This window comes from Bacteroides sp. D55t1_190419_B8 (assembly GCF_015558905.1).
Taxonomy (GTDB): domain Bacteria; phylum Bacteroidota; class Bacteroidia; order Bacteroidales; family Bacteroidaceae; genus Bacteroides; species Bacteroides vicugnae.
Map to the genome: position 1 here is coordinate 23,365 of NZ_JADMOU010000014.1, position 13,420 is coordinate 36,784.

A 13,420-nucleotide genomic window follows, 5' to 3' on the forward strand; every position below is an offset into this window, starting at 1 on the left:
AAGTGTCTCCGCACTTTAGTAGAACTCTTCCACTAGGACAGACGTACTCTTCCATAAGGAAAGAAGTATTCTACTCTAAAGAAACGAGAAAAGAGCGCATAGAGTAAGAAGAATGAGCTTATTTCTTCAACTTATAGATCACAAACGATTCTACTTTATACGCTCCTCCTTTACTGTAAAAGTCGATATGAGTGTAAGGTTCCGACGGGAATACCTGATTAGTCATCACAAAACGTCCGCCATCACCAAAGGCTTCCACACTGGATTTATCGACAAAGAGACGGAGTTTCAATTCGTCTTTTCCACTTTCAATGGTCGTCCAGGTCAACATTGGGAAGTTCTCATTGAAACCTACATCTCCGCTCTTGCGGCGGTCCATCGAGAATTTCTTTTCTTTCATGTCATATTGCATATCCACTTCTTCGCCTTTGTCATTGTAGAGACGGAAGCCGATTACATCCGCATGTTGATTTTCGATAGTCAGTTCTATTTCGTATGCCCCCTCATTGCCGGCAATCATGTCTTTGATGGTACGTGTTCCGTTCACTTTAAACGAGCGTTTCTTGGAGATGTCACGCAGTTTCAGCAGTTCGGGAGAAGGAGCAGACTGAAGATAAGTCTCGCCATCTACGGTGAACAGGCTCAAATCGCGAGGAACAGAGTTCGGGCTACGGTATTGAGAGGTAGGAACATCGTTTGCATATTGCCAGTTGCTCATCCATGCGATAGCGATGCGACGGTTGTCGGGAGCATCACTCCAAGTTACAGTGGCATAATGGTCTTTTCCCCAGTCCATCCATTTGGTTTTGGAGGGTGATTCGTTTACAAATTCTTTTCCGTTGAATGTTCCGACAAAGTATTGAGTGGCCGAGTCACCGAAAGGACCGTCGCCCAAGCTGCAAAGTAATACCCATTTCTTTTCATTCGTTCCCTCTACCGGAAGTTCGAACAAGTCGGGACACTCCCAAACGTTTCCGTGAGCACCCTGTCCTTTGCCGAAGCTACTTTCGAATGTCCAGTCTTTCAGGTTGGGAGAAGAGAAGAATTGCATCTCCTGCCCTACTGCCAATGTCATAATCCAGCGTTGAGTGCCTTCATACCAGAAGACTTTCGGGTCGCGGAAGTCGCGTGCTTCGGATACTAGTACGGGATTGTTTTCATATTTAGTAAAAGAGCGTCCGTTGTCGGTGCTGTAAGCGATACTCTGCACTTGGCGGTCGCCATTTTGGGTATAAATAGCGATGATGGCGCCAGCACCGAAGCCAGCAGTGTTTTTGGAATCTACCACAGCCGAACCACTGAAGATGGTTCCGAATGCATCCGGCGCAATGGCTACGGGACGATGTTCCCAGTTGATGAGGTCTTTGCTGATGGCATGTCCCCAGTTCATATTGCCCCATTTGGAACCGTATGGGTTGTATTGATAGAACAGGTGATATTCTCCGTCTTTATATACCATTCCGTTGGGGTCGTTCATCCATCCGTAGAGAGGTGAGAAGTGGTAGGTGGGACGGAACTTTTCGCGATTGCTAGTGTCGAACGTGTCGGACAACTTCATTTCCTTGCAACAAGCCGTGTTATCCGGTGAAAGGTTGACACGAATCGGATCGTTCGAATTCATTTTAAATTTGAAAGAGATTTGTTTGCCGGAATAAGCCGAAAGGTCTACCGGGACAAAGTAATCGACTTTATGGATGGCCAGGCGGACATCGAAGTTATCCACTTCCTTATTATCGACAATCATGCGGATACGCACGTCGGGAGATGCATCTTCTACGGGCAACAACAGATATTTCTGATTAGTGTTGACACGTACAAGGCAATGTCCTTCTCCTAAATCTTTTATTAATAGAGGAGAGTTATCCGCGCGAGCGGATAGGGAGATATTCATCACAATCATGCAAAGTAAAACCGCGAAGGTTTGAATTTGTTTGGAAGAGAGTTTTAAATTCATGCTTTATGGTATTAAGGTTGTTACAGTGCAAAGATAGGCGCTCCGGAATGAAGCGCCTGTCACTTTTGTTTCAAACACTGTAAAAGATGTTACTTTTCTATTAATATGTGCTCACCTGAATGTTTGATACGGTGATTTCACCTTTATAACAGCAGAGTGACCATGGATTCTTCTGCATCTGGTAGATACGGTTTGTGAAAGATAACTGGTCGTTGATGTAAGTCACACAAACCGACTGGTCACTATAAATTGTCACACGGTATTCGTTATCGGCCGGAATGTTGAATTTGTTATCAAACAGATATTTGGCATCATCGCCATCTTTCTCGAAGTTAGCTTTGCCTTCATCAGCGTTGACATGGATACTGTACCATGATTTGGAGTCCGTTCCACGAACGAAAGAGATTCCAAAACGATCTGTATTCGAGGATGCCTTTACGGTAAAGGAAATCTTGTTATGTACTTTCAGTCGGTTGAAAATGACAGAAGCACCTTCGGCCAACGTATATGTCTTACCGCTTTCTGTTACATTTCCTTCTTTAGCCATTACTTTCACTTCTTGGGCAGAAGTGTATTTACGGTCGATTGCATCGGGAACTCCGAGCGTCAACGTACCGTCTTCGTGCTGAATCAAGCGTTGTGCCACCAGATTGCCTGCCCATTCGGGTTCTGCCTCACCTACGTTTCCGTTATCATTGCCGGCACGTGTGGGACACCAGCCCCAGATGTAACGGTTCGTTCCGTCGGAAGCGGTCTTGCCTGCGTAGAATGCACGACTGTCCAGCATACCTTCGCGACTGTCCGGCCATATTCCGGCGTCATTGGCAGTAGTTGCCTTTAAATCTTCCAGCGTTCTGCCTTTGAAGTATTGTACTTTGCGCATAAAAGAAGCCTGTTCGGAGTAAATCAAATACCACCAGTCTCCCATCTTGAATACGTCCGGACATTCGTAGAAACGATCCCACATCATAGTCATAAATGTTCCGGCAGATTCCCACTCTTTCAAGTCGGTAGAGGTAAATTCGGCAATGTGCCCTTTTCCGTTTTTACGGGTAGCGATCAACATGTGATAAACACCGTCTTCGGTCTGAAACAGGAACGGGTCGCGGAAGTCATTCTTATCATAGCCGTAAGTATCTCCTTTCAGGTAAAAAGTACGGTTTTTAGTCCATGTTTTGAAGTCAGGCGAAGTAGCTACCATCACGACTTGTGCATTCTGGTCGGAAGAGGGTTTGAACTTATTGCCGGTATAGAATGTGTAATAGAGTTTATCAGCCGGATTGTAGATTGTACCTCCTGTACCGATTGCCGCATCCTGTTCATCGCGGGCTCCGCAGGGAATCAGTTCGCCAAGGGATTCATAAGTGGCACCGTCTTTGGTTGCCACCCCGAAAATGGGGTGGTAAGTAGCTTCAGGGTTCGGACGGTAATCTTGCAGATACATCACTTTAAAATCCTTGGCAACCGGATCATAAAATGGCATCGGGTCACCGATAAAGCCTACCTGCGGTTTGTAATACATGGAGAAGCCATGTTCGTCGGTCGATTGGAAATAAGTGGCTGTACCATCCCAGTCTTTCTGGGTCAATACGGGGTCCATCTCATCACTGCAGGCGGTCATTGAGGCCAACAGCGTGGTTAATGCTATATGTAAGATCATATTTTTCATAATTATCGCTTATTCTTTTATTTACATAAGTAGTTGATTGCATTCAGAGTCATTTGCTCTACGTTATAGTGGTAGTAGTCGGCAGAAGCGTCTACTCCTTTACCATACCAGTCGTAACAACCGGAACCGATGCAGATCGTACGTCCACTATTGGAGCGCGGCTCGAATTCGGCAATGATTACCGCACCGTCGTCTCCGCATGCCACATCGATTCCTCCTGTTAGGTTACGCCATGCGTCCAGATCCTCATAACCTCCCCAGTCTGTTCCGATATGCCATTGGGCTGTGCTATTGGTAATCGCGTAACCTGCATCAAAGGTATAGACTCTTGTTTGGTCACCATCTTTCCATCTTAAATTCTGGAATAACGGATGTGATTCGTTGCCGGTAATCGGGAAGCTCCATGGTCCATCAACGATTTCGGGTGAGTCTTCGTTTCTTCCCCAACTGTTGTTCGGTACACATTCATCTTTTGCAATGCTAAGGTCCTTAATATAGAAAGTTGCGTAGCGGGTCAATAGAAGGTTACCACCATTCTGGTAATAGACTTTAAACTTCTCTACGGCTGCTTTTGCATCGTCCGGCAAAGGAGGATTGTCGCCATTATCTGCGTGGAAGTGCCACCAGATTGCGGTATATTTACCTAAATCAACTTTTCCATCTACTATATCTTTGAACGAGATATATTCGGACATTGATATATTATCCATCATCCATTGGGCAGCGGCTTTTTCTTCAGGACTTGTCAGCTGGCTCACGGAAGAAGCTGTACCGACAAAAGCAGTCGGAATCACATTTCCTTGAGTGACTGTCACTACATAAGGAGTAACTGCCGAACGGTAAGTTGCCGTATAGGTAACAGGATTTGTAAAGTCCTGGATACTTCCGGATGCCGGAGTCACAGTGGCTCCATCTGATACGGCAAATGTAGCTTTCAACTGGGTGATGTCCACCGTCAGCGGCACAACCACGGATATCGTTTTGGATAACTGATCTACTTTACCCACATAAGTATCATTCAGCTTGAAGGTCAGAATCTTCGCTTCATCTCTCTTCACGGTAATCGTGTAGCTCATTTGTACATCACCATTCTTCACTGTCAAAGATACGGGAAGAGAAAAGTCGATGGTCTCACCGATAGCGATGCTAGCCGTAGCTCCTTCGGAAAGATTCATTTCTGTGACTGCCATCCGGGTTACGTCATAATCGTAAGGAACTCCTACTACGATTGTTTTATTCTGATAATCGATCGTTCCCGCGTATGCATCCAGCTTGATAGCGTTCACCCATACATCTCCGTCCAGACGAAGATTGGATTTGAAGTCATCACTACATCCCGTGGCTGTCAGACATGCTACAGTCACCAACAGGATTATATAAAGTTGTTTTATGATTGATTTCATGTTATTCTTTGTTTTAAGATTGATGGTTACCAACCGAAATTCTGTGTATAATTTCCGTTACTAGCACTGATCTGTTCGAATGGAACAGGGAGGTATTCGTTCTTATTTTCTGTGAAACCTGCATTCTTGTAGACAGAGCAACGGGATGCTTCGGTTACATAATAAGCATTGATGACGTCTTTGGCTTCTCCCCATCTTACGAGGTCGAAGAAACGTGAGCTTTCCATTCCAAACTCTACACGACGTTCCCATTTCAGCATTTTCATTGCTTCGTCCTGTGCATAGGCTTTCAGTTCATAAGGGGTTACTTTGAAGTTTACTCCGTACTCTTCTTTGTAATTGAAAATCAGCATGGTACTTCCGGCTGCACGGCTGCGTACATCATTGATAAGTGAGATAGCGTCAGCGATACGTCCATCGTTCAACTGTATCAAGGCTTCGGCACGCATCAGCAATACGTCTGCATAACGGATGACAATATGGTTCAGAGAACTTGCCCAATAAGAACCTTTCTTCAAACAGTCACAATCCGGGTCTACATTCTCTTTGAGAGAAACATAATATCCGTAAAGTCCCTTGCTACGGCTCCAGTCATCATTCTTCTGAATCATGTAGCCTTCGTTGTATTTATAAGGGAAGCCCGGCATACCTACCGTGTGGAATAAACGGGGGTCTACATTGTCTGACGTAACCTCGTAGTTCTCATTATCATAAGTGCTGAACAGCGGTTTTCCCTGCGAATCAGTTTTGAAAGCATTCACCAGATTCTGGCTCGGCTTGTGGAAATCACAGCAACCGAGTATCTGCGGAGTTGTCAATCCCATTCCCCAGTTCAGGTTACCGTTGTAGGTTCCGTCGTTGATAGAATACTGAATGGCCCATACAGATTCTGAACCATTTTCGTATTGCGGCAGGAAGTTCATGCTATAATCAGTTTCCAGTCCGTAACCGGCTTTGGCCATGATAAGGGGATCGGTATATTTCACCACCTGTTTCAAGTCTTCTTCGTTGATGCCGGTAAGGTTGTTGTTCACTCCGTCTTGACGGTAAGCCTTATACAGGTAGGTCTTTGCCAGATAAGCGGCAGCGGCAGCCTGGGTAGGACGTCCTTTTTCCATTTGTATCTCCGGCAGATTATCGTAAGCAAACTGGAAGTCGTCTGCTATCTTTTGCCATTGTTCATTATTGGTATAAGTGGTATTCGAAAGCTCGTTGTAAGCATCCGGGTCCATGTTTTCATCGTTCACGATAACAATCTTCTTGAACAGTTGCTTCAACATAAAGTGAGCATGACCGCGCAAGAATCTCATTTCAGCAATGCGCTGGTTCTTCAGCGGATAAGTTTTTTCATCCATCAGGTCGAGTGACTGTAAGGCTGTGTTGGCACGAGTGATACATTGATACAGTCTTTTCCATATATCGTTGATGTTCCAGTCTGTAGTGTTGATACCTTTGGAAATCTCCAGTGCGTTGAACACACCACCGTCTTCTGTTCCGGAACCACCTTTATAACAATCGTCGGAACGTACATCATAATTCCAAAGAGAGAAAGAAGAGTTGATATCGTCACCTGTCGCCCAAATGGCGTAGGCTGAAATCACGAGGTTGTCCACGTATTCGGGAGAAGCGATCTGATCTCCGGTCACAATGCCCTGCGGAACCTGACGATCCAAGAAATCGTCACAACTGCTTGTCAGCAAGGTAAATCCGATGGTTGCTATATATAATATCTTTTTCATAATCGTTCGTTTTATAAATGAGGTGAATTAAAATCCGATGTTAAGTCCGAATGTGATATTCACAGGGATCGGATAAGAGAAGTTCGGATTCTCCGGATCTTCTCCTGTAAAGTCCTTACTTTTGATAGTCAGCAGGTTTTGTGCACTGCAATAGAAACGCAAGCGTTCCATTCTCAACTTCTTGGAGATGACTGCCGGAACTGTATATCCTAATTGGATATTGCGCAGTTTCAGGAAAGAACCGTTTTCTACAAAATAAGTGGAGACTCGCTGTTCATTGTTTGTATCGCTACGAGTCAATGCCGGGATATTGGAATTCGGATTGGTAGGCGACCAGGCATTGAGCAAACGGGTTCCTTTGTTCAGGAAGCCGACATTGGCTGCACTCCAGAAATCGCTTTTCTTCTTCACGTCACTAATAATATCCACTCCCTGCACGCCTTGCCAGAACATAGTCAGATCGAAGTTCTTATATTCCAGATAGATATTCAAGCCGTAGCTGAAAGAAGGAGTAGGATCGTAAATCCATTCCTGGTCTTTTTCATCAATCACACCGTTGTGGTCGATATCACGATAGCGAATACGGCCGACAGCTGCTCCTTCCTGGGTAGCATGATTGTCAACTTCTTCCTGTGATTTGAAAATACCATCGGCAATGTAACCCACTTGTGCATTGTAAGTATGTCCGACTACACTCTTTACTCCATTACCACCAAACTTTCCATTAGCAGCCACCGTCTCCGGTAATTCAAGAATTTCATTCCGGTAGGTGGAGATGTTTCCGTTCAGGTCGTAAGTCAGTCCGAAAGCAGTCTTGTTACGATAACCCAGATTGAATTCAAAGCCTTGGTTTTTCATCGCACCCGAATTAATCCAACGGCTGCCACCTTCTCCCAATACTCCTACACCGGCCATTTCGGTCAGGATGTCGGTTGTTTTCTTATAATAGTATTCCAATGAACCATAGAGGGATTGTTTGAACAGGCTGAAGTCGATACCGACATTGGTCTGTGTGGTTGTCTCCCACTTGATATTATCATTTCCGATCTGGTTACGTTTGAATCCGGAAGGTAGAGTGCTGCCTCCATTGGAACCGGTAATATCGTATGCCGTACCGTAGCTCTGACCTCCGAAGGAATCTGTTGTACCATAGTTAGGCGCGTAAATCGTGTAACGGGCAAGGTTGGAGATTTCCTGATTACCGGTCTGTCCCCATGAAGCACGCAGTTTCAAATCGTCCAGCCAAGTCAACTCTTTCATAAAGTTTTCCTGCGTGATGCGCCATCCCAAAGATACGGAAGGGAAAGTGGCGTAACGATGATTTTTACCGAAGCGGGAAGAACCGTCACGACGAATAGTCAATGAAAGCAGATATCTGTCAGCATAAGAATAGTTCATTTTACCAAAGAAAGAGACAAGTGAATAACCTTCACCGGCACCGTAAGCCTGTGCCGTACCACTACCTGCATCGGGCCACATATAATCCGGGGTAAGGATAGAGAAGTCTTCTTTATATCCGGAGAAATGGCTATCATCTTCACGGTTCAACTCCATACCTGCCATCACGTCTCCACGATGTTTGCCTATCTCCAACTGATAAGTGGCAATGGCATTCCACATCCATTTGGTCCAGTGTTCCTGTTTGGCTTCTACTGCGCTCTTGCCGTTGTTGGTCTGTGTTCCTTCCTGATAAGGATAAGTGAAGTAACGGGCTTGTTTGTTAGCATAGTCCAGACCGAAAGTAGACCGTACATTCAATCCTTTGAAAAGGCTTAGATTCACATAAGCATCACCGAACATACGCCAGTACGTGTATCGATTGTCTTTATTGTATTCGAGTACGGCACGAGGATTACGACGGTCCGGCCATCCTCCTACCGGTCCTCCCCATGAACCATCCGAAGCATAAACGGGAATGGCGGAAGGAATATCCAAAGCAGTTTCGATAATTCCGCCAGGAGCTTGCACTTCCGAAGTACGGTTTAATGTGAAATGCTGACCGATAGTCAATATATCATCAATTAATTTATAATCGCTGTTCATACGGGCCGAGAAACGGTCGAAGTCCGTATCTTTAATAACGCCCAAGTTTTTATAGTAGCCCAATGAGAAGAAGGAAGAACCTTTTTCCGAACCGTTGCTGACAGACAGATTGTATTGCTGGATAACACCTGTACGGGTGATTTCATCAAACCAGTCAGTATCTGCCACAGGCATCGTATTCTTCGAATCCAGATATTTGGAAAGACTCATACCATATAATACCGGATTTCCATCGGCGTTATATCCCCAGTTGTAGTTATATCCCAAGGCATTACCATTCGGATTCTCGCCATCGTTTACATAGGCCTGCCACATGGCACGTCCGTACTGTTCCGTATTGAGCACATCCATCTTGCTTTGGTACATGGAAGCAGAAACCGAAGCATCAAAGTTTACTTTGATCTGTCCTTTTTTGCCTTGTTTGGTAGTAATGATGATAACACCATTTGCAGCACGAGAACCATAGATAGAGGCCGAAGCTGCATCTTTCAGCACTTGAATGGATTCAATATCATTGCCATTCAATTCGTGCATACCAGCTTTGGTAGGAACACCGTCGATGATATAAAGCGGGTCGTTGTTGTTCAACGTACCAATACCACGAATACGTACGGTAGCCGATCCGCTCGGATTACCATCAGCAGTAATGTTCATGCCGGGAACACGTCCTTGAAGGGCTTTTACCGGATTATTTTCACCTTGTTTCTGGATTTCATCTACTTTTACTACGGAAACAGCACCGGTCAAGTCTGCTTTTCGCTGGGTAGTATAGCCTGTTACGACCACTTCATCTACCATTTGAGTGTCTTCTTCCAATAGTACATTAACGATTGTAGCCGATTTTACGGTCACCGGTTTATAACCAATATACGTAATCTTTAAAGTAGAGTTAGCCGGAACCGAAAGGGTGAAATTACCATCTAAATCAGTAATTGTTCCATTAGTAGTAGCTGAAGCTTCAACAACAGAGGCACCGATGACCGGCTGTCCATCCGTTTTAGAAGTAACGTTTCCCTTCACCGTTATGTTTTGTCCCCAAAGGACTGACATGAAAGTAAACAGGAAACAAACGCTGCAAAGAAGTTTTTTGTTCTTCATAATACTAAGCATTAGTTTGATGTTATTAAATTAAAAGTACGAATTTTATCTTTATCGATAATGCAAATTACGGTTGATTTACGTCAATCGACTGAAAAAAATGTTTCAAAGGCTGTAACATTTGTTGCATAGAACGCTATTTTATAGGGTTTTATACATTATTTTTCTCATCACAAGAATTATGGAGAAGATATTCTCTTGTCAGTGGGAAAATATTACCTTTGCGTAGTGATATAAGCTTTTAAAAAGTAGTTATAATTAAAACGATTAATAAAAAAAGTCAGTTACCGATTGTAACCAACTGAAAATTGAACGATATGAAAACAATCTCCAACGAACAACTTACCATTCAAGTATCTCCGCATGGAGCGGAACTTTGCAGCATCTTCGCCAATGGAAAAGAATACCTGTGGCAAGCGGATCCTGCTTTTTGGAAACGTCACTCTCCTGTCCTATTCCCTATTGTCGGAAGCGTATGGGAAAATGAATATCGCAATGAAGGGATTCCTTATACACTTACCCAACATGGATTTGCCCGCGACATGGAATTTACGCTTGTTTCCGAAAAAGAAAATGAAGTACATTACCGCCTTATCAGCAATGAAGAGACTTTGCAAAAATATCCGTTTCCATTCTGTCTGGAAATAGGTTATCGCATTCAAGGAAAACAAATTGAGGTGATATGGAAAGTAAAGAATACCGGCGACAAAGAAATGTATTTTCAGATTGGGGCACATCCTGCTTTCTACTGGCCGGAGTTTGATGCGAACAGTTTAGAAAGAGGGTTCTTCGGATTCGACAGGAAAGATGGTTTGAAGTATATTCTTATTTCTGAAAAGGGATGCGCTGATCCTTCTGTTGAGTATTCCTTAGAGTTGGCAGACGGATTGTTACCATTGGATACTCATACTTTTGATAAAGATGCTTTGATCTTGGAAAACGGCCAGGTTCGCAAAGTCACCTTATTTAATAAGGAGAAACGGGCTTATTTAAGTTTACACTTCAATGCTCCGGTAGTCGGCCTTTGGTCGCCACCTGCAAAGAATGCTCCTTTTGTCTGCATCGAGCCTTGGTATGGACGTTGCGACCGCGCACATTATACAGGGGAATATAAAGATAAAGACTGGATACAGCACCTGCAACCGGATGAGATATTCCAAGGGGGATATACAATTGAAATCGAAGAATAATCGACAATAGCCAACAAGACCCGGCAAATAAAAAGTAGCTGCCGGATTTCACATCTGACAGCTACCAACACCTAATTCTAATCTACAAAACCTAACTTATAAATCTAACCTATGAACCTTTAAGCAACTAATACCCATTGCTCTTACTGAATCTATGAAAATATCTATTGTGTAAACCTCTACCTTATATTATAAACCTAATCGATACGCATTGAATGAATCAACATTGAACGTTCCTCCTTTACTATAAAAACACATACGGTTGTATGGTTCCGATGGAAAAACCAGATTCGTCATTGCTATTTTTCCTCCATTCAGGAATATTTCTACAGAACACTTATCAATAAAGATATCCAAAGCGTATTTATTTTCTTTTTTTATCGGCGCCCAGGTAGCTAATGCGAAATCATCGATATAATTGATCGAAGTCGTCTTTCTACGGTCATGAGCTTCTATTTCATGAGGGACGCTATTCTTTCCGAAATCTACGATACCACTTTTCGTCCGGTCCATTACCAGTCTTTTTTCAGGAAGATTGAAATAGATATCTACCTTTTCACCTTTATCATTAAAGAGACTGAAGCCCATAATCTCCGCTTTGCCGGTAGTAATCTCCAATGCTAATTCATAAGCTCCGTTATTATCAGTCAGTAGAGAATCAATATGATAATCATTGGATACGGTGAAAGAAGGAATCTCCTTGTTTTCTTTCCGCAAAGTTTTCGTCTCTGCCACCGGAGCCGCTGAAAGATAAAGCTCACCGTCTTGTGTATAAAGTCCCAACTCACGCGGTAAAGCATTGGCACTACGGAATTGCTTTGTCGGAACAATATTGCAATATTGCCAGTTACTCATCCAAGGTATGGCAACCGTCCGATCACTTGTGTTCGAAAAACAGACCGTAGCATAATGATCCTTTCCCCAATCCAGCCATTTCGTGACATTTGGCTGATTGTCACAAATAAATTTCGTTCCGTCAAAGTTTCCTGTAAAGTACTGGGTTGCACTCCCTCCGAAATAGCATCCCGGATTCACGTTTACTATCAACGCCCATTTCTTCCGATTTATGTCTCCATCTATCGGAAGTTCCACCATATCCGGACATTCAAACTGACAAGGTTGCACTCCGTACCCTTCTCCGAAACTGCTCATATAATTCCAGTCTTTCAGATTCTTCGAGTCATAAAAACGCATTTCCTTATCGGCAGAAACAATCATAACCCACTTATCTTCCGGTTCATACCGGAAAACTTTCGGATCGCGGAAATCTTTCAAACCGTCAGAAGGACAAAGGATGGGATTCTTCTCGTATTTAGTAAATGTCCGTCCGTTATCTTTGCTAAAAGCAAGACATTGGATCTGCCCGTTTTTGTCACTGGCAGAAGTATAAAAAGCCAGAATACTCCCCGCTCCATAGCCAGCCACATTCTCCTTATCAACAACAGAACTGCCGGAAAAGATATGTCCCAATGTATCACGGGCAATAGCCGGAGGCAAGTGTTCCCAATGCACAAGATCTCTGCTGACGGAATGTCCCCAATGCATATTTCCCCATTTGGAACCGTAAGGGTTGTATTGAAAGTACAAATGATATTCTCCATCTTTATAGACCAACCCGTTGGCATCATTCATCCAACCATACAGAGGAGTATGGTGATAAACTGGACGAAACTTATCTGTATTGGCTGTATCAAATGTATCAGATAGTTTGATTTCTTTCCAGCAAAGTGCATCCTTTGATTTATTACGCACACGTACGGTAGCAGTCTTTGCTCCGGCAGGTAAGGCAAGCGGAACAAAATAGTCCACTTTTGTCTGTGCCAGACGAATATCCATATCGGTATCTGTAGCCTCTCCTGTATCCAGAAGAACCTGACTTTCCATTGCTTCCTCTTCTATAGGAAGCAATATATAATTAGCCGGATAGGTGATGTGAATGACAGTCAGGCTATCACCTTTCTGTTCCAAAGTCAACTTGCTTTTAGTTGTATGGCAATAAGTCAGTCCGTAAGAGACTGCTAATGCAAGTGCCGCACCTTTACATAGTTTTATCCAAGGGGTTGTTTTCATGGCAACAAAGTATTCCTGATTTACACAAGCTTTTAATCAAAATAGATGAAGGCAAAGATAGGGGGTATATTCACCTTCGTCTATAAACCTTGTTTCAAAGGGTATCAATTTTGATACATCACCTTACTATTTTTCTACCAGAATTCAAAACAATCAATATTCATAGGACCGAGTATATGAATTTTCATCATATGAATACCGACTGATAATTGTATGTTTGATACTATAAAATCATCATAAACAGTCCAGTTCCC

Annotated in this window: 7 protein-coding genes; 1 reads left to right on the top strand and 6 read right to left on the bottom strand. The window is 43.5% G+C overall.

Annotated elements, in window-relative coordinates:
• Nucleotides 1–118: 118 nt before the first annotated feature.
• From I2I13_RS13485 to I2I13_RS13505, 5 genes are all read right to left on the bottom strand, one after another.
• On the bottom strand, nt 119–1,954 hold the full coding sequence (locus tag I2I13_RS13485; RefSeq protein ID WP_008651883.1) for a DUF4980 domain-containing protein: 1,836 nt from the start codon (nt 1,952–1,954) through the stop codon (nt 119–121).
• A 100-nt stretch (nt 1,955–2,054) separates the two neighbouring features.
• On the bottom strand, nt 2,055–3,623 hold the full coding sequence (locus I2I13_RS13490; RefSeq protein ID WP_195649705.1) for a glycoside hydrolase domain-containing protein: 1,569 nt from the start codon (nt 3,621–3,623) through the stop codon (nt 2,055–2,057).
• A 17-nt stretch (nt 3,624–3,640) separates the two neighbouring features.
• Nucleotides 3,641–5,026 (bottom strand): DUF4960 domain-containing protein, encoded by a 1,386-nt coding sequence (locus I2I13_RS13495; RefSeq protein ID WP_148364655.1) that lies wholly within the window; start codon nt 5,024–5,026, stop codon nt 3,641–3,643.
• Nucleotides 5,027–5,052: 26 nt separating this feature from the next.
• Nucleotides 5,053–6,765: a RagB/SusD family nutrient uptake outer membrane protein gene (locus tag I2I13_RS13500; RefSeq protein ID WP_008651889.1), complete on the bottom strand. Its 1,713-nt coding sequence runs from the start codon at nt 6,763–6,765 to the stop codon at nt 5,053–5,055.
• Nucleotides 6,766–6,792: 27 nt separating this feature from the next.
• A complete protein-coding gene (locus I2I13_RS13505; RefSeq protein WP_195649706.1) occupies nt 6,793–9,906 on the bottom strand; it encodes a TonB-dependent receptor in 3,114 nt (1,037 codons plus the stop codon).
• 317 nt (nt 9,907–10,223) lie between these two features.
• Here I2I13_RS13505 and I2I13_RS13510 point away from each other — a divergent pair, with 317 nt between their 5' ends.
• On the top strand, nt 10,224–11,096 hold the full coding sequence (locus I2I13_RS13510; protein WP_148364653.1) for an aldose 1-epimerase family protein: 873 nt from the start codon (nt 10,224–10,226) through the stop codon (nt 11,094–11,096).
• A 189-nt stretch (nt 11,097–11,285) separates the two neighbouring features.
• On the opposite strand, the gene I2I13_RS13515 is transcribed toward I2I13_RS13510, so the two are convergent.
• Entirely contained in the window at nt 11,286–13,166 is a 1,881-nt protein-coding gene (locus I2I13_RS13515) for a DUF4980 domain-containing protein (protein WP_008774815.1), read from the bottom strand.
• Between the last annotated feature and the right edge of the window lie 254 nt (nt 13,167–13,420).